The sequence below is a fragment of the Rhodanobacter sp. Col0626 genome (genome assembly GCF_049994385.1).
Taxonomy (GTDB): Bacteria; Pseudomonadota; Gammaproteobacteria; order Xanthomonadales; family Rhodanobacteraceae; genus Rhodanobacter.
In genome coordinates this window covers 3,209,330-3,233,558 of the sequence record NZ_CP188260.1, presented here as the reverse complement: position 1 = coordinate 3,233,558, position 24,229 = coordinate 3,209,330, and the positions used below count along the sequence as shown (strand labels likewise).

The 24,229-nt window shown below is 64.6% G+C and carries 24 protein-coding genes and 1 tRNA gene; 7 read left to right on the top strand and 18 right to left on the bottom strand.

Annotation, left to right across the window (positions count from 1 at the left end; all coding sequences use genetic code 11):
* Nucleotides 1-2: 2 nt before the first annotated feature.
* Nucleotides 3-1,205 carry a sterol desaturase family protein gene (locus ACPPVV_RS14230; protein WP_426700542.1) on the bottom strand — a complete coding sequence of 401 codons (1,203 nt, stop codon included), beginning with the start codon at nucleotides 1,203-1,205 and terminating at the stop codon, nucleotides 3-5.
* Between the two features lie 130 nt (nucleotides 1,206-1,335).
* On the opposite strand from ACPPVV_RS14230, the gene tldD reads away from it, so the two are divergent.
* A complete protein-coding gene (gene tldD, locus ACPPVV_RS14225) occupies nucleotides 1,336-2,775 on the top strand; it encodes a metalloprotease TldD (protein ID WP_426700541.1) in 1,440 nt (479 codons plus the stop codon).
* Between the two features lie 150 nt (nucleotides 2,776-2,925).
* On the opposite strand, the gene ACPPVV_RS14220 is transcribed toward tldD, so the two are convergent.
* The 3 genes from ACPPVV_RS14220 to ACPPVV_RS14210 form a co-directional block, all read right to left on the bottom strand.
* Complete coding sequence (locus ACPPVV_RS14220; RefSeq protein WP_426700540.1) at nucleotides 2,926-3,561, bottom strand: GDSL-type esterase/lipase family protein; 636 nt, start codon at nucleotides 3,559-3,561, stop codon at nucleotides 2,926-2,928.
* 441 nt (nucleotides 3,562-4,002) lie between these two features.
* Nucleotides 4,003-4,557: a ribosome biogenesis factor YjgA gene (gene yjgA, locus ACPPVV_RS14215; protein WP_426700539.1), complete on the bottom strand. Its 555-nt coding sequence runs from the start codon at nucleotides 4,555-4,557 to the stop codon at nucleotides 4,003-4,005.
* A gap of 27 nt (nucleotides 4,558-4,584) precedes the next feature.
* On the bottom strand, nucleotides 4,585-4,827 hold the full coding sequence (locus ACPPVV_RS14210) for a DUF1653 domain-containing protein (protein WP_426700538.1): 243 nt from the start codon (nucleotides 4,825-4,827) through the stop codon (nucleotides 4,585-4,587).
* 106 nt (nucleotides 4,828-4,933) lie between these two features.
* On the opposite strand from ACPPVV_RS14210, the gene pmbA reads away from it, so the two are divergent.
* The 3 genes from pmbA (at nucleotide 4,934) to ACPPVV_RS14195 (ending at nucleotide 8,671) form a co-directional block, all read left to right on the top strand.
* Nucleotides 4,934-6,304, top strand: a complete 1,371-nt coding sequence (gene pmbA, locus ACPPVV_RS14205; RefSeq protein ID WP_426700537.1) for a metalloprotease PmbA — start codon at nucleotides 4,934-4,936, stop codon at nucleotides 6,302-6,304.
* A 228-nt stretch (nucleotides 6,305-6,532) separates the two neighbouring features.
* Complete coding sequence (locus ACPPVV_RS14200; protein WP_426700536.1) at nucleotides 6,533-6,967, top strand: DUF4870 domain-containing protein; 435 nt, start codon at nucleotides 6,533-6,535, stop codon at nucleotides 6,965-6,967.
* 180 nt (nucleotides 6,968-7,147) lie between these two features.
* Complete coding sequence (locus ACPPVV_RS14195) at nucleotides 7,148-8,671, top strand: alpha/beta hydrolase (protein WP_426700535.1); 1,524 nt, start codon at nucleotides 7,148-7,150, stop codon at nucleotides 8,669-8,671.
* Nucleotides 8,672-8,749: 78 nt separating this feature from the next.
* On the opposite strand, the gene ACPPVV_RS14190 is transcribed toward ACPPVV_RS14195, so the two are convergent.
* The 6 genes from ACPPVV_RS14190 to ACPPVV_RS14165 form a co-directional block, all read right to left on the bottom strand.
* Nucleotides 8,750-9,649 (bottom strand): polyprenyl synthetase family protein, encoded by a 900-nt coding sequence (locus tag ACPPVV_RS14190; RefSeq protein ID WP_426700534.1) that lies wholly within the window; start codon nucleotides 9,647-9,649, stop codon nucleotides 8,750-8,752.
* A complete protein-coding gene (locus tag ACPPVV_RS14185) occupies nucleotides 9,633-9,890 on the bottom strand; it encodes an exodeoxyribonuclease VII small subunit (RefSeq protein WP_426700533.1) in 258 nt (85 codons plus the stop codon). Before ACPPVV_RS14185 ends, ACPPVV_RS14190 begins: the two co-directional genes overlap by 17 nt.
* Nucleotides 9,891-9,955: 65 nt before the next feature.
* Nucleotides 9,956-11,257: a tRNA lysidine(34) synthetase TilS gene (gene tilS, locus ACPPVV_RS14180; RefSeq protein ID WP_426700532.1), complete on the bottom strand. Its 1,302-nt coding sequence runs from the start codon at nucleotides 11,255-11,257 to the stop codon at nucleotides 9,956-9,958.
* Nucleotides 11,258-11,267: 10 nt separating this feature from the next.
* Nucleotides 11,268-12,011, bottom strand: a complete 744-nt coding sequence (locus ACPPVV_RS14175) for an NYN domain-containing protein (protein ID WP_426700531.1) — start codon at nucleotides 12,009-12,011, stop codon at nucleotides 11,268-11,270.
* A gap of 75 nt (nucleotides 12,012-12,086) precedes the next feature.
* Nucleotides 12,087-13,304 (bottom strand): hypothetical protein, encoded by a 1,218-nt coding sequence (locus ACPPVV_RS14170; protein WP_426700530.1) that lies wholly within the window; start codon nucleotides 13,302-13,304, stop codon nucleotides 12,087-12,089.
* A 107-nt stretch (nucleotides 13,305-13,411) separates the two neighbouring features.
* A complete protein-coding gene (locus tag ACPPVV_RS14165; protein ID WP_426700529.1) occupies nucleotides 13,412-14,368 on the bottom strand; it encodes an acetyl-CoA carboxylase carboxyltransferase subunit alpha in 957 nt (318 codons plus the stop codon).
* 159 nt (nucleotides 14,369-14,527) lie between these two features.
* Between ACPPVV_RS14165 and ACPPVV_RS14160 the strand changes: the two genes are divergently transcribed.
* Nucleotides 14,528-14,905, top strand: coding sequence for a YajD family HNH nuclease (locus tag ACPPVV_RS14160; RefSeq protein WP_426700528.1), 378 nt, complete (start codon nucleotides 14,528-14,530; stop codon nucleotides 14,903-14,905).
* Between the two features lie 124 nt (nucleotides 14,906-15,029).
* Here ACPPVV_RS14160 and dnaE read toward each other — a convergent pair whose 3' ends face one another.
* The 4 genes from dnaE to rnhB form a co-directional block, all read right to left on the bottom strand.
* Complete coding sequence (dnaE, locus tag ACPPVV_RS14155) at nucleotides 15,030-18,653, bottom strand: DNA polymerase III subunit alpha (protein WP_426700527.1); 3,624 nt, start codon at nucleotides 18,651-18,653, stop codon at nucleotides 15,030-15,032.
* Nucleotides 18,654-18,763: 110 nt separating this feature from the next.
* The gene (locus ACPPVV_RS14150) at nucleotides 18,764-19,303 is read right to left on the bottom strand and encodes a TlpA family protein disulfide reductase (RefSeq protein WP_426700526.1); all 540 of its coding nucleotides are present in this window, start codon (nucleotides 19,301-19,303) and stop codon (nucleotides 18,764-18,766) included.
* Between the two features lie 62 nt (nucleotides 19,304-19,365).
* A complete protein-coding gene (locus tag ACPPVV_RS14145) occupies nucleotides 19,366-19,554 on the bottom strand; it encodes a hypothetical protein (RefSeq protein ID WP_426700525.1) in 189 nt (62 codons plus the stop codon).
* A 211-nt stretch (nucleotides 19,555-19,765) separates the two neighbouring features.
* Nucleotides 19,766-20,407, bottom strand: coding sequence for a ribonuclease HII (rnhB, locus tag ACPPVV_RS14140; RefSeq protein WP_426700524.1), 642 nt, complete (start codon nucleotides 20,405-20,407; stop codon nucleotides 19,766-19,768).
* Between the two features lie 333 nt (nucleotides 20,408-20,740).
* On the opposite strand from rnhB, the gene ACPPVV_RS14135 reads away from it, so the two are divergent.
* Nucleotides 20,741-20,917, top strand: a complete 177-nt coding sequence (locus tag ACPPVV_RS14135; protein WP_426700523.1) for a type II toxin-antitoxin system HicA family toxin — start codon at nucleotides 20,741-20,743, stop codon at nucleotides 20,915-20,917.
* Between the two features lie 59 nt (nucleotides 20,918-20,976).
* A complete protein-coding gene (locus ACPPVV_RS14130; protein WP_426700522.1) occupies nucleotides 20,977-21,384 on the top strand; it encodes a type II toxin-antitoxin system HicB family antitoxin in 408 nt (135 codons plus the stop codon).
* Between the two features lie 173 nt (nucleotides 21,385-21,557).
* Here the strand turns inward: ACPPVV_RS14130 and ACPPVV_RS14125 are convergent.
* From ACPPVV_RS14125 to ACPPVV_RS14110, 4 genes are all read right to left on the bottom strand, one after another.
* Nucleotides 21,558-21,633 (bottom strand) — tRNA-Phe (locus ACPPVV_RS14125).
* An 81-nt stretch (nucleotides 21,634-21,714) separates the two neighbouring features.
* The gene (locus tag ACPPVV_RS14120; RefSeq protein WP_426700521.1) at nucleotides 21,715-21,993 is read right to left on the bottom strand and encodes an oxidative damage protection protein; all 279 of its coding nucleotides are present in this window, start codon (nucleotides 21,991-21,993) and stop codon (nucleotides 21,715-21,717) included.
* A gap of 4 nt (nucleotides 21,994-21,997) precedes the next feature.
* Nucleotides 21,998-23,074, bottom strand: a complete 1,077-nt coding sequence (gene mutY, locus ACPPVV_RS14115) for an A/G-specific adenine glycosylase (protein WP_426700520.1) — start codon at nucleotides 23,072-23,074, stop codon at nucleotides 21,998-22,000.
* 73 nt (nucleotides 23,075-23,147) lie between these two features.
* Entirely contained in the window at nucleotides 23,148-24,227 is a 1,080-nt protein-coding gene (locus ACPPVV_RS14110; RefSeq protein WP_426700519.1) for an AsmA family protein, read from the bottom strand.
* Between the last annotated feature and the right edge of the window lie 2 nt (nucleotides 24,228-24,229).

Sequence of the window (24,229 nt, the reverse complement as noted above, 5' to 3'; positions counted from 1 at the left end):
GGTCACGGCGACGTTTCATCCGCGGCCTTGTTGCCGCGGAAAGGAAACAGCTGCTGCTTCACGAAGCCGTCGGGCATGTAGTCGCCCACCACGCCGTAGTGCTCCGGGAACTTGTTCTTCGACTTCACCGCAGTGCCGAATACATAGTCGAGAAACGCGTAGTGCGCAGCGTAATTGCGGTCGATCGCCTCGTCGTCGGAGGCGTGATGCCAGTGATGGAAATCCGGCGTCACGATCAGGTACTTCAGCGGCCCCCACGGCAGGTGCACGTTCGCGTGATTGAACACCGCCTGGAAACCCACGATCAGGATGTAGCCGTTCATCGCCTCCTCGGAAAAGCCGAGGATGTACAGCGGCGCCAGCACGCACACGCGGGTGAAGATCAGCTCGAGCATGTGTTGGCGCGAACCGGCCAGCCAATCCATCGTCTTCACGCTGTGGTGCACGGCGTGGAAGCGCCACAGGAAAGGCACCTCGTGGTACGCGCGGTGCGTCCAGTATTGCGCCAGGTCGGCCACCAGCACGCACAGCAGCAGCTGTGGGACGAACGGAATGTGCTGCACGGACTGCTGAAAATCGCTGCTGACGAGCCAGCCGAACAGGTGGTGCAGCAGGAAGTTCACCGTCAGCAGCGCCAGCCCCACGATGAAATGGTTCACCGCGAAATGCTTCAGGTCGGTCTGCCATTCCTTGCGAAAAATCGCCTGGCCCTTGTACAGCGGAAACAGCTTCTCGATCACCACGAAGATCAGCGTCGAGCCGAGCAGGTCCAGGATGAACCAGTCCAGCCCGATGTAGGGCGTGTGGTCGGGGAACTCGCCCACCGGCACGCGCGAACCGCCCAGTGCCACCGCGGCGATCACAAGCACGAAAGCCGCGATGTTGAGGTTGCGCTGGCGGTTGAGAATGACGTTGCCCAGCGACATGCCGCCAGCCACCAGCAGGCCCGCCAGCAGCACCTGGCGCAGCACGTCCACCGAATATTTGTGGCGCAGGTCCGGCGTGGTCAGGTACTGCGGAAAGTGGAACGCCAGCACCGCCAGCAGGCACAGGAAGCCCAGCGACAGCGCGATCACGCCGCTGATCTTGCCCAGCCCCGGCTTCAACTCGCCGTCGCGATGCAGCAGCTCGCGGGTTTCCTGTACCGGTTGCACGGCTCGATCGATGACTTCGCGGGCAGCTTCGCGTTTCGAATGTTCGTTCACGGGTGATCCTTCACGTCGGACGCCGGCTGGCGCTTCGGGCATGGTAGCGGACCGGCGCAAAGGCTTTAAAGCCGCTGGCGCCAGCCCCATGTGGGATAGTTCCGGATCGACCGCAGACAAGCTGATACCCATGGATTCATTGATCGCCCTCGCCGAAAGCAAGTTGTTGTCCCCCGGCGGCATCGCCACCGGCGACCTCGACCGCGTGTTCACCCAACTGATGGGCCCCTCGATCGACGCCGCCGACCTGTATTTCCAGCATTCGCGCAGCGAGTCATGGACGCTGGAAGAGGGCATCGTCAAGGATGGCAGCCACTCGATCGAGCAGGGCGTGGGCGTGCGTGCGATGTCGGGTGAGAAAACCGGTTTTGCCTATTCCGACGAGATCGTGCTGCCGCAGTTGCTGGAAGCATCGAAAGCTGCGCGCGCGATCGCACACGACGGCAACGGTGCCGGCAAGCCGCTGGCCTTGAACGGCGCGCGCCAGCTGTATCCGGCGATCGATCCGGTTGAAAGCCTGCCCAACCCCGACAAGATCGCGCTGCTGCGCGAGGTCGATGCGTACGCGCGCTCGCGCGATCCGCGCGTCAAGCAGGTCATCGTCAGCATGGCCGCCACCATCGACACCATTCTCATCGCCGCCTCCGACGGCACCCTGGCCGCGGACGTGCGCCCGCTGGTGCGCCTCAACATCCAGGTGATCGCCGAGGCCAACGGTCGCCGCGAGCAGGGCTACTCCGGCGGCGGTGGCCGTTACGGCTACCGCGAGCTGATCGAGAACGGCCGCGCGCTGGCGTTTGCCGATGAAGCCGTGCGCCAGGCGCTGGTGAACCTGGATTCGGTCGACGCCCCCGCCGGCCAGATGACCGTGGTACTCGGACCCGGTTGGCCCGGCGTGCTGCTGCACGAGGCGATCGGCCATGGCCTCGAAGGCGACTTCAACCGCAAGGGTAGCTCCGCGTTCTCCGGCCGCATCGGCCAGCGCGTGGCGGCGAAAGGCGTCACCATCGTCGACGACGGCACCCTGGCCGGTCGCCGCGGCTCGCTCAGCATCGACGACGAAGGCACCCCGACCGAGTGCACCACCCTGATCGAGGACGGCATCCTCAAGGGTTACATGCAGGACAAGCTCAACGCTCGCCTGATGGGCATGGCGCCCACCGGCAACGGTCGCCGCGAATCGTTCACCACATTGCCGATGCCGCGCATGACCAACACCTACATGCTGGCAGGCTCGCACGATCCGCAGGAGATCATCCGCTCGGTGAAGAAGGGCCTGTACGCGCCGAACTTCGGCGGCGGCCAGGTCGACATCACCAACGGCAAGTTCACTTTCTCCGCGTCCGAGGCGTACCTGATCGAGGACGGCAAGATCACCCGTCCGGTGAAGGGCGCGACCTTGATTGGTTCCGGGCCGGAAGTGCTCCATCGCGTCTCGATGATCGGCAACGATCTGGCGCTGGATGAGGGTGTGGGCGTGTGTGGCAAGGATGGGCAGAGCGTGCCCGTGGGCGTGGGTCAGCCGACCCTCAAGATCGACTCCATGACCGTGGGCGGCACCGCCTCCTAACCGCGCGGAAGGCTCTTTGCGGGAGCGACTTCAGTCGCGACGCTCTCGCTTGCAACCTCTTCCCGACGACCAAAAAGAAAAGGCATCGACATCCTTGTCGACGCCTGCTTCACGACTGCCCGTTCAATCGCTGGACGGTAGCCGTTGCGTTCAGTCCAGCACGAAGGGCCGCAATGTGCTCCAGACGTTGTCCACGATCTGATGCTGCGCGGCCACGGCGGGATGGACGCCGTCATCGAGCAACAGGGCAGGTTTGTCCGAAATGCCCGCCATCAGCGAGGGCAGAAACACGACATGCCGATCTTGTGCCACCTGCGCGTAGACGGCCCGCAGCCGTGAGCCGCAATGGTCATGGTCCAGCTTGGGCGGAAGTTCGAAGCCGAGTACCGCCACACGTGCACCGGCTTTGCGTGCGGTATCGATCAACCGGTCCAGGTTCTGCCGAAGTTGCGCGTCACTGGCACCGAGATATGCGTCGTTACCGCCCAGCTCGAGGATTACTGCCTGCGGGTGATAGCGCGCCAGCAGCGTCGGCAACTCCGCGATGCCGTCGGCCAGGGTCTTGCCGGCGCGACTGGCGTTGACCAGCGCAGGCGCCGATGGATCAGTCGCCTTCAGGCGGCGGTCCAGCAGGTGAACCCATCCGGATTCGGTGGGGATGCGATGGGCCGAGCTCAGGCTGTCGCCCAACAACAGCACCGGCCGCGCTGGGGTCATTGCGAATGCACCGGCAGGCAACGCCAGGCACAACAACAGCGTTGAGGCGACGGTCTTGAACAGGTTCATGGCTATTTCCTTGGCGGTAGAGTGGTGCGGCAAACGGTTGGGCTACTGATCTTGTGATCCGGTGTTGTAGTGAACCATAACACTATAATCAAAAGCGTCAACAGGCAGAAGACCATGAAATGGCCTCCACTCGGCTGGTTGGCAGCTTGTCGTTGCGAAGCAGAGCTTCGTGCTCCTACTCTGTCGCCGAAGGCGATCGACCGCTCTGACCTTTAGCTTTTGCTTCGAGAGTGAGCCCATTCCCCATGTAGCAATAGGAAGAGCATCGCCCGCGAGCGGGCTCCTACGAGAATGGCGAGGCGAGGTAACACGCGGGAGAACTGGCGGACGGTGCGCGTCCTACGCGGTATGATGCGGAAATCGGCGGGGGAGAGCACCGCGCACGACCGAAGGAAGCCCGTTGTGGACAGAGTGCGCTCCTGCAAAACAAACAGCGAGTGATCAACCCTCGGCTGAATCATCCTTCTGCGCCAGGTCCTTCAACAACTGAAAAATTTCCCGATACGCCCGCGGCGGCTTGTTCGGTGTGTCCTTCTCGACACGCGCCTGGCGCACCAGCGAGCGCAGATGCTGGCGATCGACCTGCGGGTGTTCGGTGATGAGTTCGGACAGGGCTGCCTCGTCCTCGGCAATCAGGCGATCGCGCATGGATTCGAGGCGATGCATCGCGGCGGTTTCCTGGCGCTGTTTCTCGCGGTTTTCGCCGAGTTCGGCGCGCACCGCGGCGAAGTCGTCGTCGCCGTAGCGGCGCATGACCTTGGCGAGGAAGGCGAGCTGGCGCTTCTTCGCGCCGTGGGCAGTCATGCGGCGGGTGACGTCGACTTCGTGGCGCACGTCGTCCGGCAGCGCGAGCTTGGCCAGCCGGCTCGGTTGCAGGTCGACCAGTTGCTGCGCCAACACCAGCACGGCGAGTGCCTCGCGGCGCTGCTGGGTGCGGCTGGGACCGTAGTCCTCTTCGTCGAGTTCGTGCTGGTTGCGGCTGCGGCTCGGGCTCACGATGTCATTTCCGGAAGATGGGGTGGATCAGGCGTGCGTGTCGTCATTGCTGGCCGGCTCGGGTTGCTCCAGCGCGAAACGGGCAATCGGTTCGCCGTCCAGCTCGATGGTCTCGTTGAACATCGCAGCTGGGCGCACCCACAGGCCGCGGTCGCCGTAGAGCGCCTGGTAGACGACCAGGGGTTCCATGGTTTCGCTGTGGTGGGCGGTGCCCAGCACGCGGTAGCGCTGGCCCTTGTAGTGGCGATAGATGCCGGCGGTGGGTTGCATGGGCGTTCTCCGCAGCTCTTTTCATTTCGTCGCCACGCCCCCATTTCGGGAAGCCAGCGGTCGCGAACCGCTTATTCTACCCGCCTAACCCCCAGGAAAGCCCAACGTGAGTGAAGTTGCCATCAGCCCGGCGGATCGCAGTGAGTCCGAACTTGATCGACTGGCGGAGCTGGCCGAGGACGTGATCCGCCGCGCCCGCGCCGCCGGTGCCAGCCAGGCCGAGGTGGCCGCCAGCATCGACACCGGGCTGAGCGTGAACGTGCGCCTGGGCGAAGTGGAGACGGTGGAGCACGCGCGCGATCGCGGTTTCGGGCTGACCGTTTATTTCGGCCAGCGCAAGGGTTCGGCCAGCACTGCCGACCTTCATCCGGATTCGATCCAGGCCACGCTGGACCAGGCCTGTGCGATCGCGCGCTATACCGAAGCCGATCCGGCATCGGGGCTCGCGGATGCGGCGCGCATGGCCAGCGCGTTCCCCGACCTGGACCTGTGGCATCCGTGGGATATCGACACCGCTGGCGCGATCGCACTGGGTATCGAAATCGAGGAGGTTGGCCGCGCGCATGCCGGTATCAGCAATTCCGACGGTGCCAGCGTGCAGGCCGGACAGGGCCTTTCGGTGTACGCGAACTCGCACGGTTTCGTGGGGCGCGAGCGCGGCACCCGGCATTCACTGTCGCTGGCGCTGATCGCCGGCGACGAAGACGGCATGCAGCGCGATTACTGGTACGACAGTGTGCGCGCCGCCGGCGATTTCATGAGTGCGAAGGCGCTCGGCGACAAGGCGGCCGAACGTACGCTGGCGCGGATGGGCGCACGCAGCCTGTCGACACGGCAGTGCCCGGTGCTGTTTGTGCCGGAGCTGGCGCGTGGGCTGATCGGTCATCTGCTTGGTGCGGTCAGCGGCGGCTCGTTGTATCGCCGTGCCAGTTTCCTGCTCGACCACGTGGGCAAGCCGGTGATGCCGGGTTGGCTCGACATCAACGAGCGGCCGCACTTGTCGCGCGGGCAGGGCTCGGGCAACTTCGATGCCGAGGGCGTGGCCACCGTCGACAGCTCGCTCATCGAAGGCGGCGTGCTGGCGCGCTACGTGCTGGGCAGCTATTCGGCGCGCAAGCTGGGTTTGGAGTCGACCGGCAACGCCGGTGGTATCCACAATCTGATCGTGGAACCGGGCAGCGCCGATGGGGCGAAGGATGATTTCAACGCCATGCTGCAGCGCCTCGGCACCGGCCTGCTGGTGACCGAGGTGATGGGCCAGGGCGTGTCCACCGTCACCGGCGACTATTCGCGCGGCGCGGCGGGTTTCTGGGTGGAGAACGGCCAGGTCACCTACCCGGTGGAAGGGATCACCATCGCGGCCAACCTGCGCGACATGTTTGCCGGCATCGTTGCGGTGGGCGCGGATGTGGATTCGCGTTCGCACATCCTCACCGGCTCGATCCTGCTGGAACGGATGACGGTGGCCGGCGAATAGCGACGTTCGCGCACTCGCGCAGGGTGGGCTCGCGAACCAGGTTCAAAGCGATCTGCAGAGCCGTCCTTGCACGCAGGCGTCGGCGTCTGACACGGGCGCTGCCGGACCGGGCTGGGCGCCTGTGTCGCAAGTTCGTTCGGCAAAGCGGGTCAAGGCTTGCTAGCATCCGCATAACCGGCATTCGGCCGGCGAGTTGTCGACGTACGTACTTGACTGAAGGAGATGCGCATGAGCGTTCCACCCGAGTCCGTCATTCCGCCCCCGCCGAACGAACCGTTGACCGGGGTACCGCCCGCCGACCAGCGTCAATGGGCGATGTTTGCCCATCTGTCCGCATTGCTCGGTGCCATCCTTACCGGCGCTTTCGGCGGCGGCTGGGGTTGTTTCATCGGTCCGCTGATCATCTGGCTGGTCAAGAAAGACACCATGCCGTTCGTCGATGACCAGGGCAAGGAAGCGTTGAATTTCAACATCACGGTGGCGATTGCGTTCCTGGTCCTGCTGCTGTTGTCGGTGATGACGTTTGGCATCGGCCTGGTGATTGCCGTTCCGCTGTGGATCATCATCGGCATTGCGTGGCTGGTGTTCACCATCATCGCGGCCATCAAGGCGAACGAGGGCGTGCAATACCGCTATCCGTTCACGCTGCGGCTGATCAAGTAAGGCGGTGGTGGTACAGGCAGGGGCGGCCACAAGTCGGGCCGCTCCCGCCTCGTGGCGCGTCACGCTCGCCACTGCAGGCGCAGTTTGCGCAGCAGAAGTGCAAGTTCGGCGCGTTCGTGATTGTCCGGGCCGGAGACGGTGACCGGGCGGCTTGTTCGAAGCGCACAGGGAGCGCCGCACATGCAATCGATCATCCAGGTGATGTTCTTGCGGCGCGTACTGCCGCTGCTGTTGGTCGCGACGCCGGCCTTCGCCGCCGCTTCGCACCAGCCAGGCGACATCGTCGTCGAACGTGGCACCGTCCGCTCCGAAACGGGAGCCAGCGTGCCTTACGAAATCGGTACGTTGTACGTGCCCGAGAACCGGCGCAAGCCCGGCAGCCGTCTCATCGGCGTCGGCTTTGCCCGCATCCGGGGAACACACCCCACCGGCGCGCCGCCGGTGTTCTGGCTGCCGGGAGGCCCCGGCCTGAGCGTGCTCGGCGCGCTCACCGACCATGATGGAGCTGCCACCGGCCGCTTGCGATCATGGTTGACCTACGGCGCCGTGGGCGATCTGGTGGTGATCGAACAGCGTGGCTACACGCGCCGTGGCGAAATGCTCACGGCAAAGAGTGCCGCCATGCCGCTGGACCGGCCCGCTTCGGTCCATGCCGAAGCCGAAGCCATGCGTGCCCAGGCCAGGGAAGCCATTGCGGCGAACCCTGGCAAGGATCTGTCTGGCTACGATATCGGCGAATTCGCCGCCGACGTCGACGACCTGCGCCGGGCGCTCGGCTACGACAGGATCAGCCTGTTCGGCGGGAGCTTCGGCTCGCAATGGAGCCTGGCGGTGATGCGGTTGCATCCGGACATCGTCGCGCGCGCGGTGCTGTCGGGCGTGGAGCCGTTGAACAATGGCTACGACATGCCATCGCATGTGTTCGCGGCGCTGCAGCGCATCGCCTACGACGCCGACCGCGATCCTGGCCTGCAGCCCTACCTGCCGTCAGGCGGCATGATGGCGGCGGTGCACGCCCTGCATCGACGTTTCGCCGATGCACCGATACGCGTGCAGGTTCGCGATGAAGCAGGGCAGGCATCGACCGTGGTGCTGGGCGCGGAGGATCTCCAGCTTGCGCTGCTCTCGCATACGCAGGAGAGCGAGCAGTGGCCGGCTTTCATCCTGTCGCTCTACCACCGGCACTACGACGACTGGGCGCGCGACGTCCTCGCCGATCGCCAGGCGGGTACGACGAAGCTGATCGGTCCGTTGGCGGACAGCAGCCTCGGCGTCACCGCCGCGCGCGAGCAACAGCTGCGTACCGATCCTGCAGTCGAGCTTCTGGGCACCTGGAACTTCGAGGCGAACATCGGCTCTGCTGCCGACTGGCCTACCCGCGACATGGGCGATGCGGTACGCCAGCCGGTCGAAAGCCCGATCCCGGTCGTGTTCGTGCACGGTGATTGGGATACCTCCACGCCGATCGAGAACGCCCTTGGCTTGCTGCCGTATTTCCCGAATGGGCGTGCGATCCTTGTCCATCGTGCGGGTCATGACGGCACGTTCTACCAACTGCGCGAGAATCCCGCGGCGAAGGCGGCGATCTATGCGTTCCTGCGCACCGGCAAGCTGGACAACTTGCCGGTGGACGTGACGTTGCCGGTGCCCAAATTCGAGCTGCCCTCCTTCGCACCGCCGACGGGCCGACACGAAAGCGGTTGACGGTGTTGGAGATGGCCAGAGAGCTTCGACGCCGGAGCGACGGCCGCAACCGTCTCGACAGGGGCCGTATCCCGGTACTCAGTGGTGACGGTGCGCGGCGTAATGCGCCAGCTCTTCCAGCAACCTGCCTTGCGCGCCGAACGGCGAGATGGCGTCGAGCGCGTTGCCGGTCAGCTCGGCCAGCCGCGCGCGTGACGCGTCCAGCCCGATGATCGAAGGGAAGGTCGGCTTGTCGGCGGCAGCATCCTTGCCGGCGGTCTTGCCGATCACCGCCGACTCGCCTTCCACGTCGAGGATGTCGTCGCGCACCTGGAAGGCGAGTCCGACGGCATACGCGTAACGGTCCAGTGCTTCCAGTGCATCGTCCCCGGCGCCCGCGGCCAGCGCGCCCAGTCGCACGGCGGTGCGGATCAGGGCGCCGGTCTTGCAGGCGTGCATGTGCTCCAGTTCGGCCAGGCTCAATTTGCAGCCGACCGCGGCAAGGTCCAGGGCCTGACCGCCGGCCATTCCCTCGGCGCCGCAGGCACGGCCGAGCACGCGCAGCATGTCCACGCAACGGGTGGCCTCGACGCCAGCGTGTCCGTCGTGTGCAAGGATCTCGAAGGCCAGCGCCTGCAATGCATCGCCGGCGAGGATCGCCATGGCTTCGCCGAACACCACGTGGCAGGTCGGACGACCGCGGCGCATGGCGTCATCATCCATTGCCGGCAGGTCGTCGTGCACCAGCGAATAGGCGTGGATCAGCTCGACGGCGCAGGCCGGTGCATCCAGCTGCGGACCATCGACGCCCAGCGCGTGACCGGCCGCATAGACCAGCAGCGGCCGCAGCCGCTTGCCGCCACCGAGCACGGCGTAGCGCATGGCGCGATGCAGGTCGGCGGGGGATTGTTCGGCCGGTGGCAGGCTGCGATCGAGCGCCTGTTCGGCACGGACGATCAGCGACTGCAGTGCGGGACCAAGCTCAGAGTTCGGGTTCAAACGGTTGGGCGCTATCGGGGGCATCGGGATCGAGCAGCAGACGCACGCGCAGTTCGGCCTGTTCCAGCGATTGCTGGCAATGACGGAACAGGCCGATGCCACGTTCGAACGAGGCCAGGGATTCGTCGAGGCTCAGCTCGCCGCCTTCCATCTTCGCGACCAGCTGCTCCAGCTCGTCGAGGGAGTGTTCGAAGTCGACGATGGGAGGGTTCTTGCCGGGTGCGGGAGCGGTCTTGGCCATGACCGGCAAAGCTAACGCAGCGGCCGCCTGGAATCAATCTGCGCGTGCGTTTTGCGTGACCCGGATCAGCGTCCCGGCTGCCAGCGCGGCCGTGCGCCGGCTTGCCGGAAAATGGCTGTGCCACGGGCGCTGAGCCAGCGGTCGGCGACGGCAATCAGCTCGTCGTCGGCATACAGCAACGGGCAGACAGCGCGCTGCCACGGTGGCATCGATTGCTGTTGGAACAGGTCGCGCAGTTCGCGCGTGTGCGCATCGCCATCGGGCTTGATGCGCTCGCCGCCATGGCGAAGGCGCAGGGTCAGTGGCTCGTCCAGCCGGGCACTGGCGACGGTCAGCGACAAGGTACCGCCGCCGGGCAGGTTCAGCGGTTCGCCACGCCAGGACGATTGCCAGCCGCCCGGAAGCGCATGGCCGGGCGCCAGCGCCCACAGCCGGCCCTTCCATACGTGCAGCTCGGCACCGGCCCAGCAGATGCATGGCAATCGTCCGGCGCGCGCATGGCACTGATGCTCGATCTGCCGCCGTTGTGCGGTCGTGGGCGCTGGCAGGTTACGCGCGTGCAACCAGTGGTCGAGCAACGGCTCGCGCAGCGCAGGGGCCAGCGCCAGCCAGCCGCTGGCATCCACGCTATCGGTGGCCGGATCGTGCAGGATGTCGAACGCGGCCAGCCATTGCGTGCGCAAGCTGTCGGCGGCCGCGCGGCAGAGCATGGCGCTGTGCAGGATCGAGTCCACCGCCTGCGGCCAGTGCTGCTGCAACCGCGGCAGGATTTCATGGCGTAGCTGGTTGCGCGCCAGCCGGGTGTCCGCGTTGGAAGGATCGTCGATGCAGTCCAGCTGGTGCATTTCCACGTAGTCGCGCAGTTGCCGTCGCGACAGGGTTAGCAACGGACGCCACATCTGGCCATGCCCGAACGGACGCAGTGCATGCATGCCGCCCAGGCTATCCGGTCCAGCACCGCGCAGCAGTTTCAGCAAGACGGTCTCGGCCTGATCGTCGCGATGATGGCCGAGCAGCAGCCACTCGCCTTCGTGCAGTGCTGCGGCGAGGGCGGCGTAGCGCGCATGACGGGCCGCCGCTTCCAATCCCGCTCCGGCGGCGGTGTCTACCCGCACTCGCAACACGTCGCATGGTACGGCCAGCGCCGCGCAAAAACGCCGGCAATGCTCGGCCCACGCTGCGCTGTCGGCCTGCAAACCATGGTCGACGTGCAGCGCGCGCAGGCCGCGCGCGTGTGCCTCGGGGAGTTGCGCCAGTGCGTGCAGCAGCGCGCTGGAATCGGGTCCGCCACTGAAGGCGATACACAATGCAGTTGGCGGCGTTGCGGCCAGTGCATCGGCCATGTGCTGGTGCAGCGATGGGCTCACTTCGAATTGCTCATTTCTTTGGAGCGCGGGGCCGCACATAGATGTGTTTGCCGTTGCCGATGTGGCGCTCCTCGGTATCGAACAGGCCGATGCCCTTGATCAGTCCGCTGAGCTTGGCGTAGCCATAGTTGCGCGAATCGAAGTCGGGCGACTGCTTGTTGATGATGCTGCCGATCGGGCCCAGCCCAGCCCAGCCGGTATCGTCCGAGGCCGCCTCGATGGCGCCGCGCAGCAGGTTCATCAGGTGCGTGTCGCCGCGCAACTCCTTGGCAGAGCGTTGTTTCGGCGCCGCTTCGGTTTCGGCAGTTGCGGTGGTGCCGGCCAGCACTTCGGTATAGATGAATTTGTCGCAGGCGGTGCGGAAAGGCTCCGGCGTCTTGCGCTCGCCGAAGCCGTAGACGATGCGGCCGGATTCGCGAATGCGCGAGGCCAGCCGGGTGAAATCGCTGTCGCTGGAGACGATGCAGAAACCGTCGAAGCGTTCGGCGTAAAGCAGGTCCATCGCATCGATGATCATCGCCGAATCGGTGGCGTTCTTGCCGACGGTATAGCGAAACTGCTGGATCGGCTGGATCGAATGGCGCAGCAACACTTCCTTCCAGCCGTTGAGATCGGGCTTGGTCCAGTCGCCGTAGATACGCTTGACGTGCGCCGTGCCGTACTTCGCGATTTCCGCGAGCAGTCCCTCGACGATCGCCGGGCGGGCGTTGTCGGCGTCGATCAAGACGGCGAGCTTGGTGGTGTCGTGGGCCATGGTGGATTCCGGTGCGGGAATGGTGGCAACGATGGTAGCGCGTCGGTACCCGTTCCTGCCGCGCGGCGGCCAGCGTCAGTGCACGGCGCCGGCCTCGCGCAGGGATTGCTTGAGATTGGCGAGATCTTTCCAGCCCTGGAACGATTTCACCAGCCGTCCGTCGCGAAAGACGTAGTAGTTGGGCATGCTCCAGCGGTCGATCATCGGCCAGTCGCTGTACTGCCAGGCGACGTGGAGCGGCTGGTCGGGAAATTTCCGATTCCACTCTGGCACCTGCGTGAGTGATTCGCCCGGACTGGTCAGCCAAACGGCATGCTTGGCAAACAGCGGCCGCAGTTGCGGATCGGCATCGATGGCACGCGCGGCGTCCTCGGAAAAATGACAACCGGCAATAACCACGATACGCAAGGGACCGGACAGGTCGAATGCCTCGCGACGCATGCGGCGGCCTGGCGCATCCACGCTCAACGCGGTGGGTCGACCCTGCACCGACGGGATCTGCCGGACCAACTCCGGGATCGCGTCGGCCTCCATGCCCGGATGCGCATGCACCAGGGTGGCGGCTTCGGCAAAGCGGCGGCGGGTGACCAGCGCATGGTGCAGGTCGGCATAGTCGGTGTCGCCGATCATGCCGCGTTGCTGCATTTGGTGCAGGTCTGCCTGCAACTGGGCGATTCGCGCGTCGGTCGGCAGGCCGAACAGCGCAAGCGTCACCGCGTGGGTGAGCAAGCGCAGATCCGGCCGGCTGAGCGTGCGTTGCGCGGTTGACGTCTGGTAGGCAACGAACAGGCGATCGTACAGACGGCCCGTGGCCGCAAAGCGCCGCGCATCAGGCAGTGAAAGATCTTCGTCGGTGGTGATCAGTTCGTCATAACGCAGCTCGAGGGGGCTTTCCGGACAGGTTTGCACGGTGCATCCCCGTGCCTTGGCATCCTCTTCGCGCTCGTGATCGAACCGCAATTTTTGCGCGGGCGTCAAACCCAGGCCTTTCGCCAACTCCTGTTCTCCGAACAGGGCGAAAAGCCGCACGATCTGCGGGTTCGTCAGCTCCTCGTTGGGAGCCCCGTAGTTGACGCCTACGCCATGGGGATAGAACTGCAGCCCAGCCAGAAACCGCTTACGTCCGCCCGGTGACAAATCGTCTAGCGGAGAGGTGCCCTGCGGGGTGTCGTGCTGATAGCGCGCCAGTGTCGTTTTTGAGGTGATCGGCGGCGTTTGCCCAACCGTCGCCGACGCGATGGCGAACGTCGGGAAAAGCCAGATAGCCAGCACGGCAAGTTGCAGACGACCCATGAACGATCCTTGTGTTGTCGAGGGCGAATGGACCGGCCGAACTTAGCACAGGATATTCATGCGAAAAACCGGCGATCCGGCCACGATCGACAGCTCGGTGCTACGCGTTATTCCTGATACGCGCCGTAGCTGCGCAGGCGCTTGTAGCGCTGCTCCAGAAGGTCGGTGATCGGCATCGCCTCGAGTTCGTCGAGTTGCTTCAGCAGCACGGCTTTCAGGCGCACGGCCATCGAGCGCGGGTTGCGATGGGCGCCACCGAGCGGTTCGCGCACCAGCTTGTCGATCAGGCCCAGTTCCAGCAGGCGCGGCGCGGTCATGCCCAGCGCCTCGGCGGCGTCCTTGACCTTGTCCGGGCTCTTCCACAGGATCGAGGCGCAGCCTTCGGGTGAAATCACCGAATAGGTCGAGTACTGCAGCATCAGCGTGCGGTCGCCCACGCCAATCGCCAGCGCGCCGCCGGAACCGCCTTCGCCGATCACGGTGCAAACGATCGGCACTTTCAGCTCGGCCATTTCCAGCAAGTTGCGCGCGATCGCCTCGCTCTGGCCACGTTCCTCCGCACCGACGCCGGGGTAGGCTCCGGGCGTATCGATCAGGGTAAGCAGCGGCAGGCCGAAGCGGTCGGCCATCTTCATCAGGCGCAACGCCTTGCGATAGCCCTCGGGGCGCGGCATGCCGAAATTGCGGCGTACCTTGGTCTTGGTGTCGCGGCCTTTCTGGTGACCGATGATCACCACCGAACGGCCATTGATGCGGCCCAGTCCGCCGACGATGGCGGCGTCGTCCGCGTACATGCGGTCGCCGGCCAGCTCGTGGAATTCCTCACAGATCACGCCGATGTAGTCGAGCGTGTATGGCCGCGCCGGGTGGCGCGACAACTGGGTGGTCTGCCACGAATTGAGGTTGCGGAAGATTTCCGCGGTCTTGACCTTCAGCTTCTCGCGCAGCCGACCGACTTCCTCGTCGATGTTGAACGCCTGGCCGGTGCTGGCGTGGCGAAGCTCTTCGATCTTCGCGTCCAGTTCGGCGATCGGTTGTTCGAAATCGAGGAAGTTGGGGTTCATTCGTTGCATTTCATGGACTGAAGCGACTCAGTATACCGTTCCGCAGAAAAACACGAGAACGCCGCCGTATGGCTGCGGCGGGTCGCGGACGCCTGCTGCGGCGGGACCGATTGGGTTATCGTGCGCCCCATTGCACCCTCGCTGCCGCCGGATCCCGCCATGCCGATCAAACCGCCTATCGATGACGCCAAGCTCGACCGCATCGTGGCCGAGGCGCGGCGCCATGCCGAACAACGCGAGCTGGGTTACCGCGAGCGTGCGCTGAAAATGTATCCGTGGGTGTGCGGTCGCTGCGCGCGAGAGTTCACCCGCGCGAACCTGCAGGAACTGACCGTGCACCACCGCAATCACGACCACGATTTCAATCCCCCTGACGGGAGCAATTGGGAGTTGTTGTGCGTGTATTGCCACGACAACGAGCATTCGCGGCATATCGACCATGTACGCGGCGGGGTGATGGCTGTCGAGGAGGCGCCACCGGCGACCGGCAATCCGTTTGCAGACTTGAAGGCGATGATGGAGCGGGGACGGAAGTAGCGTCGTGACTCCTCCCCCCGGCACGCAGGGGGAGGCCGGGAGGGGTTGTCCGAACTGGCGGGGAAGATCAAGAGCGGACCCCACCCCAACCCTCCCCTGCGGAGCAGGGAGGGAGCAAAACGATTCAATCCTGCTGCTTGACGATGCGCAGGCGGGCGGCCTGAACGCCGGGCAGGGCGCGTACGCTGCGCAGCAACTCGGGGATGGCGTCGACGCGCCAGGCTTCGCCGAGTTCGAGGTCGGCCTGGGCGCTGCGGTTGCGGTAGCCATGCAGGGTCACGCTGGCGCGACCGCCGCGGTAGCCGGCCAGGGTCTGTTGCAGCTGCTCGATGAAGTTCGGGCCGATGCCGTTCAATTTCAGCTGCAGCAGGCGCGCATGCTTGCGGCAGGCGTCCGCCAGTGAACAGGCGCTCCGCGCGCGCAACTGGAAGCCGCCGCCGGAGAAGTCGTCGATGCGCAGGCCGCCGTCGACGATCAGCATCTGGTCGCGGGTGAGCAGTGGCGCGATCTGTTGGTACAGCTCGCCGAAAAAGCTCACCTCGATGATGCCGCTGCCATCCTCCAGGCGCACGAAGGCGTCGCTGTCGCCGCGCTTGCGCACGGCGGTGACCATGCCGGCGACGGTCCACGGTGTATCGGGGCCGCGGCGGAAACGGTTGTTGTCGCCGTCATCGTTCTTGCGCGGCTTCGGCGGCTGGTAACGGTCGACGATTTCGCCCAGCGGGCAGGTCGACAACTGTGCCAGTTCGTCCTTCCATGGATCGGTAGGATGACCGGACAGGTAGTGACCGAGAGTGTCGCGCTCGCCCTGCAGCTTTTGTTCCAGCGGCCATTCCGGCACAGTCGGCAGGTGGATGTGAACCACCGGCGTCATCGCGCCCGTGGCGGCACCAAACATGTCGTTCTGGCCGGACTGCTTGTCACGCAGATGCTGTTCGGCGGCCTTGATGGCGTCGGGCAGTTGTCCCATCAGGCTGGCGCGGTTCGGTGCCAGCGCATCCAGTGCGCCAGACAGGATCAGCGCTTCGAGCACGCGGCGATTGAGCCGGGTCGGATCCACGCGGCGACAGAAGTCGGCGAGGTCGGTGTATTTGCCGTGCGCACGCTCGGCCACGATCGCCTCGCAGGCACCCTGGCCGACACCCTTGATGGCGCCGAGTCCGTACTGGATCGTCTTCGGCTGGATCGCAACGAACATGTATTCCGACGCATTGACGTCGGGCGGCTGCACGGTGATGCCGATGGCGCGCGATTCGCCGAGGAAGGTCACCACCTTGTCGGTGTTGTCCATGTCCGAGGAAATCGTGGCGGCCATGAATTCGGCCGGATAGTGCGCCTTCAGCCATGCAGTCTGGTAAGAGACCAGCGCATAGGCGGCAGCGTGCGACTTGTTGAAGCCGTAGCCGGCGAATTTCTCCATCAGGTCGAAGATGGTGTCGGCCTTGTCGCCGGACAGGCCATCCTTGGCCGCGCCATCGCGGAACTTGGCGCGCTCCTTGGCCATTTTCTCGGCGTCTTTCTTGCCCATCGCGCGGCGCAGCAGATCGGCGCCGCCGAGCGAGTAACCGCCCACGATCTGCGCCATCTGCATGACCTGCTCCTGGTAGACCATGATGCCGTAGGTCTCTTGCAGGATCGGTTCGACGCGCGGGTCGGGGTATTCCACGTCCTCGCGGCCGTGCTTTCGCGCGACGAAGCTGGGGATCAGATCCATCGGGCCGGGGCGGTACAGCGCCACCAGCGCGATGATGTCCTCGAAGCGGTCGGGCTTGGCATCTTTCAGCATGCGCTGCATGCCGGAGGATTCGAGCTGGAACACCGCGACTGTTTGCGCCTTCTTCAGCAGCTCGTAGGGCGCCGGGTCGTCCAGAGGCAGCGCCGAGATATCCAGTGGCTCTTCACCCATGGAGCTCGCGGCAGCCGCAGGCTGCTCCGCATTTTCTTCCCCTGCCTGCAGGGGACGATGCCCGGAAGGCAGAGGGGGGCGCTCTTTCGCGCGGCGTGCGTTGATCGCCTTCACTGCCCAGTCGATGATGGTCAGCGTGCGCAGTCCGAGAAAGTCGAACTTGACCAGGCCGACGGCCTCGACATCGTCCTTGTCGTACTGGGTCACCACGCCGCCGCCGCCGGCTTCGCAGTAAAGCGGCGCGAAGTCGGTCAGTGGCGTTGGCGCGATCACCACGCCACCGGCGTGCTTGCCGGCGTTGCGGGTGAGGTTTTCGAGCTTGAGGGCGAGGTCGATCAGCGCGCGGGCGTCTTCGTCCTGCTCGTACGCTTCGCAGAATTCCTTGACGACACGGTCGGTTTCCTTTTTCGATTTTTCTGAACGACCGAGCGCGTCGGACAGGGTGAGATCGAGTGGCCGGGGCGGCACCATCTTCGCCAGTCGGTCGACCTGGCCGTACGGCATGCTGAGCACGCGGCCCGAATCGCGCAGCACCGCCTTGGCCGCCATCGAGCCGTAGGTGATGATCTGGCTGACGCGGTCGCGGCCGTACTTGCGTGCGACGTAGTCGATCACCTCGTCGCGGCGATCCATGCAGAAGTCGATGTCGAAATCGGGCATCGACACGCGTTCGGGATTGAGGAAACGCTCGAACAGCAGGTTGAACTGCAGCGGATCGAGATCGGTGATTTTCAGCGCCCAGGCGACCAGCGAGCCCGCACCGGAACCGCGGCCGGGACCGACCGGAATGCCGTTCTGCTTGCCCCAGTTGATGAAGTCCGCAACGATCAGGAAGTAGCCTGGGAAACCCATCTCGATGATGACGTCGAGCTCGCGTTCCAGCCGCGATTCATAGTCGGCCAATGTCTGGCCGGCGGCCAACGGTGCCACTGCCAGTCGCTCGCGCAGACCTTGTCGCGACAATTCGCGGATATGGCTGTTGAGGTCGTGGCCTTCCGGCACCGGGAAGTCGGGCAGGTAGTACTTGCCGAACTCCAGTTCCAGCGTGCAGCGCCTGGCCAGCTCGACGGTGTTTTCCAGTGCCTCGGGCAGGTCGGCGAACAACGTCGCCATGTCCTCGGGCGTCTTCAGGTATTGCTGGTCGCTGTAGTCGCGCGGGCGTTTTGGGTCGGCCAGTACGCGGCCCTGGTTGATGCATACGCGCGCTTCGTGCGCGTCGAAATCGTCCTGCTTGAGGAAGCGCACGTCGTTGCTGGCCAGTACCGGCAGGCCAAGCTCGGCGGCCAGCAGCAGCGCCAGGGTGTTCCAGTTTTCCTCGCCGTCGCGGCCGCAACGGGTCAGCTCCAGGTACAGGCGGGCGGGGAAAAGCCGCGTCAGCGGACGCAGCTTTGTCAGCGCGGCGGTGACGCCCTGGTTCATGGCAATGCGGGCGACTTCGCTGTCGCGGCCGAGCAGGGCGATCAGGCCCTGGCTGGCATCGGCACTCAGCCATCCGGCATCGACCAGGGCGCGGCCGCCATGCTGGCCTTCCTGCCAGGCGCGCGACACCAGCCGCGACAAATTGAGATAGCCATCGCGGTTCTGGCATAGCAGCGTGAGGCGCCATGGGCGCGGATCGTCCAGCGCGGAAATCCACAGGTCGCAGCCGCCGATGGGCTTGATCCCGGCCGCATTGCAGGCCTTGTAGAACTTCACCAGCGCGAACATGTTGCTGTCGTCGGTCAGCGCCACCGCCGGGATGCCGTCGCGCACGCAGGCGGCGACCAGCGCCTTGATGCGGATGGTCGAATCGACCAGCGAGTATTCGCTGTGCAAGTGCAGGTGGGTATAACGGACGGTCATGCAGATTTACGCGCTGAGTCCATGCAGGCTACCCGCCACCGTGCCCAGCGGCAAGATTGACTTCCGCGTGGTTTGCGCGAAGCGTGGAGGCGCCTCGCCCCACGGGACAATCAGTTTTTCGCGACGGTTGCCGAAGCCGGCGGCGGCTCGTTGAGCAGCGTATTGATCTCGGCCACCAGGCTGTCCAGCATGTCCTCGCCATAGCCGACGTGGACGTGCGCCACGGTGCCGTCGCGATGCAGCATCACCATGACTGGAATGCCCTTGTCGGTGCCATAGGGCCGGCCGAGACTTCCATTGCGATCCCATGTCATCAGCAGCCCCGGCAGGGCGGGGCGCAGGGCTCGAACCGTCTGCACGAATATTCTTCGATCCTCCTGGTCGTTGACAGCGACCACCTGCAGCGAAAGGTTGCGCTGGGAGGCGACGGTCTGAAGGTTCGCCAGTACTGGCATTTCCTTCATGCAGTAATGGCACCAAGTGGCCCAGAAGCTGATCACCACCACCTTGCCGTGCAGCGATGAAACGGTCACCGGCTGCCCTTGCTGGGTTGTGCCGAGCGCATCCGGCGGATTGTCGCCCGGTTGCACGCCCGCATGGGCAGCGAGACAGAACATCAATCCGAGCAACGCCGTGCCGATCTTGCGCATGTGTCCATCCCCCTGGCTGGTATTGGCAGCGTAGCAACCGGAGGGAGTTGACGAAAGCGCGCTCAGCGGACGGAGAAACGATCCTTCTGATCGTCGAGGTCCATGTAATGGTCCAGGCCCTCCACCACCAGTGGATGAAGGTTGTAGTCGGCGTGCGGCAGGGCGCCGTTTTCGTCGCTGACGGACATGGCGAGATCCAGTGGGATCGGCGCGACAGGCGGAGCGACAGGGTGGTTGTTCGGAAACATCATGGCACGACTCCTGCGATCGATGAGATCGCTGATGAGTGCGTTAATGACAGCGGATCGGTGGGCCTTGGGCGGATTGGCCGATGCTGCTGGCGCGTCCCTGCTGGTGGAGGTTCCTGCAGGGAATGATGCGCCTGCGCGAGGAAAAGTTGCATAGACGAATGGGCTACAAGTCCGGGTCGCAATCTCAGCAAACGGGCGACACGAACGCCGATCAGAACAGGGTCATCTGATCCAGCATCAACCGTACGGGGGCGAAGCTGCGCCGATGTTGCGTGCACGGACCAAGCCGCTGCAGTGCGCCCAGATGCATGGGCGTGGCGTAACCCTTGTGGGCCGCGAAACCGTAGCCGGGATAGGCGGCGTCCATCGTCACCATCAGGCGGTCGCGGCTGACCTTGGCCAGGATCGATGCGGCACTGATGGCGGGCTCCAGCGCGTCGCCACCGATAATGGCGCGGCCTCGGCAGGGCAGGTCCTTCGGCAAATGATTGCCGTCGATCCACGCCTCGTGGACGGCCTTTGGCAAGCCGCGCAGGGCACGGCTCATGCCGGTCATGGTGGCCTGGAAAATATTGATGCGATCGATCTCGTCCACGTCGATCAGCACGATGCAGTACGCCAGCGCGCGCTCGATGATCTGCGGGTACAACGCCTCGCGTTTTGCCTCGCTGAGCTTTTTGGAATCGTCGAGCCCGGCGATCGGCCGCGCCGGATCGAGGATCACCGCAGCCACCGCCAGCGGACCAGCCAGCGGGCCACGACCAGCCTCGTCGACGCCAGCGATGGATCGAACGCTCACGCTTCTCTCTTCATTGCTTGACTCAGCTACGGGGCAGGCCACCAGCGCTCTCATCAGGGTTTGACGTCCACGACGCTCATCGTGAATCTGAAACAGCGATCCAGCGCTGCGACTCACCGCGGAAGAGTATCAAAGCCTGGCCGCACCAGGAACGATGCACAGTGTGCCTCGGGCAGAGTATCGGGGCATGTCGACGACGCGTCCGAAGATTCGCCGTGCGAGACTCGCGCAAAGAAAAAGCCCATCCTGCGGGATGAGTCATATACAAGAAAGGCCCGCGATCGCCGAACCTCGCATTTGGTAGCCAATACCTGCGCGACTCGACCTGCGCTGTCTTGATGTGTATAAGTGTGTATATACTCGGACGGAGTGTGTACAATACACACCATGAACTCCGCAGACCTCATCAAGCAGCTACGTAATAACGGATTTGAGGTCGTGAGCATCCGTGGCAGCCACCACAAACTACGCAATGCGAAAAACATTACGGTTGTCGTGCCGCACCCAAAGAAAGACCTAGGAAAAGGGATCGTTGCAGCGATCCTCAAGCAAGCCGGGCTGTAATCGCCCGAGACATGAACCAACCAGTCAAGAAAGAACAAACGAGTCCAGGAGTCACGAACATGCGCTATCCAGTCGCTATTGAATTGGGCGGTGAGAACACCGCCTTCGGCGTAGCTGTTCCCGATCTGCCGGGAGTCTTCAGCGCGGGCGATACCCTTGACGAAGCCATGACCTCTGCAAAGGAAGCGATCTTGTTTGGCCTTGAGGACTACGCGGAGCGCGGCGAAGCGTTTCCCGCCCCGACCGATCTTCACGAGTTGGTTCGCGGCAAAGCAGCCAAGGCCTATAAGGGCTGGGTGTGGGCGGTTGTCGAAGTCGACGCGAGCAAGGTCAGCACGAAGGCAGTTCGCGTGAACATTACGCTGCCTGAGACCGTGCTAAATTCCATCGATGCGTACACCGCAAAGAACGGCGAAAGCCGCAGCGGGTTCTTGGCGCGCGCCGCGATGGATGCTTTGGCAGCTTGATCTCGACTTGAGTATCGACGAGCGATCAGGCGCGAGCCGGCGGCCGGGCAACCTACGCAAAACCCCAGCGCCATCCGTCAAACGTTGGCGTTTTTTTCGTGACCGCCAACCGGACACATGCCGGACACAAGAAAAAACCCGCTGGATGAGAGCGGGCTAAGTCCATGTTTTCATGGTGGCCGGGGACGGAATCGAACCGCCGACACGGGGATTTTCAATCCCCTGCTCTACCAACTGAGCTACCCGGCCGAATGGGTCGATCAACGGGCAACCGCTTGGGTTGCTGATGATGCGTGGAGCCGCGCATTAGACCGAATGCGCGGTGTTTCGTCAAGACTCGGCGTCGGGGGTGGTGAAGCCGGCGGCCTTGGCGAAGTCGCCACCGAACAGGAATTTCTCCATTTCTTCGGCGAGGTATTTGCGCGCTTTCGGATCCAGCGGGTTGAGCCGGTATTCGTTGATCAGCGTGGTCTGATGGGCCAGCCACTGCTGCCACGCAGGTTTGGAAATCTCGCTGTAGATGCGTTGGCCGAGCGGACCGGGCCAGGGGGCGAAGTCGAGACCTTCGGCGTCGGTGCCGAGTTTGGCGCAATGGACGGTGCGGGTCATGGGGCTATTCCTCGGACGGACGGATGTGCTCCCGCGATGAGGCGGGAGCGAGATTCAGCAGCAGGGTGCGTACCGGGGCGGGCAGCCCCAGCGCAGCCAGTTCGCCGGCGCTGCACCAGCGCAATTGCGGATTATCGGCGATGCCGCGTTGTGCTGTCGCGTGGTCGAACAGCAACGGTTCGATGGTGAGCCGGTAATGGCTGAACAAGTGGATGAACGGAGCCAGCGATTGCGCGTCGTCGATTCGCGCATAGTGTTGCGCCACTCGCCAGGCGTCATCCGGATCGGTTGCTTCGGGGAGGCTCCACAGCCCCGACCACACGCCTTGCGGGCCACGTCGTTCCAGCAATACGCGATGGCGGTTGTCGCGCAGAATCAGCATCACGGTGGCGCGGGTGGGTATGGATTTGGCCGGTTTGCGGCTGGGCAGCTGTGCGGTGAGGTCGTCGCGGTGGGCGATGCAGTCGGCGGCCAGCGGACAGTCTTCGCAGCGTGGGCGCGAGCGCACGCAGACGGTGGCGCCCAGATCCATGATCGCCTGGGTGTAATCGGCGAGGCGGGTGTTTGGGGTGTGGGTTTCGGCGTATTGCCACAGCTGCTTTTCCACTGCGCTTTCGCCGGGGTGACCGTGGAAGCCGTGATAGCGGGCAAGCACACGTTTGACGTTGCCATCGAGGATGGCAAAACGCAGCCCGTGAGCTTGCGCAAGGATCGCCCCGGCGGTGGATCGGCCGATGCCTGGCAGCGCACTCAATGCAGCGAAGTCGCGCGGCAGTTCACCATCGTGCTGTTCGACGCAGATCTGCGCAGCGCGATGGAGGAAGCGGGCGCGGCGGTAGTAGCCCAGGCCGGACCACAGCGCCAATACGGTGTCTTCGTCGGCGGCGGCAAGTTCGCGCAATGTCGGCAAGGTGGCAACGAAGCGCTCGAAATAGCCGATTACGGTGGCGACCTGGGTCTGCTGCAGCATCACTTCGGACAGCCAGACGCGGTAGGCATCGCGTGGATGCTGCCACGGCAGCTCCTTGCGGCCGTGCTGGTCGAACCAGCGCAGCAGGCGGGTGGCGAAAGACGATGTCATGAGGTTTTCAGCGTGCCCGGTTGTGTGTACGGGGCCGCGCCGGGCCGTTGCGGAATGGCTGGAGACGGGCAAGTCATGGCCGTTTCGGCGTTTGCTTGCCGGCACCTGCTTTCGCCGGCCCGGCTGCAGTGCCGGCCGGTGCCGGTACGTCATCGCCAGCCTGCACAGTCAGTCCTTCGATGCTGACGCTGCCGACGTCGATCTTCGAGACTTCCGCATGACCGCTGCCGGGTGGCACGCTCAGTTGCGGTCGTTGCGGATCGTCGAGCCGGTTCCACCACTGCGCCAGCGCCAGCGGCGGCAGGCGCAGGTCGGCATGGTTGTCCGGTCCGTCGAGTTTCAGCGCAAGCAGCAGCGGATTGCTCTGGTTGGCCGGCGTCAACACCAGCGAGATGTCGTATTGCCCGGCATCGGACTGATCGAGCTTGCCGGCAAGTCTGGCCGCTGCGTCGGCGGCACCGTGCCAATGCGCGTTGCCGGTGAGTACCAGCGTGGTGGTTCCGCCCTGCGAAAGGTGCACGGAGACGTTGTCCAGCTGCAGCGTGTTGCCCTTGATGCGCGGCGTGGCGGACAGCCGCAACTGCAGCGGCGTGCCATCGGCGGTGGTGGCGGACAGGCTCAATGGAAACGGCTGGCCGGAGATCAGGCTGCCCGCTTCAAGCGAAACGTTGCCGAGCAATACCTCATCGCCGCGTACCAGGCTGCCGTGATTGATGCTGACACCGGTATCGACGCGGGGGATATTCGGCGGCGTGTCTTGCGGTTGTGCGGGCAGGGCGGCCAGCCAATCCTGCAGCGCATCGAGATCGACTCGTGGCGAATCGATCTGCAGTTGCGAAATCACCGTGGGGCCGCCGAGCAGGGTGTGCCATGGAAGCGCCAGCTGGCCGCGTGCAGCCAGCAGGATCGGCGCGCTGGCGCCCTGGGCATTGAGGGTGATGCCGTTCAGATCCAGCGCCGGGTGCGGGAACAGGGTGGGGCTGGCGGGGCTGGCGAGATTCAATTCGAGGCCGGCGGCGCGCGCTTGGGTCTGCAGCATGCGGGTGAAACGATCGGGCTGCAGCACGAGATAGACGGTGATCACCGCGGCCAGCACCAGGGTCAGTACGAGGCCACCAAGCACCAGCAGAATCAACCGCAGTCGACGCGACATCG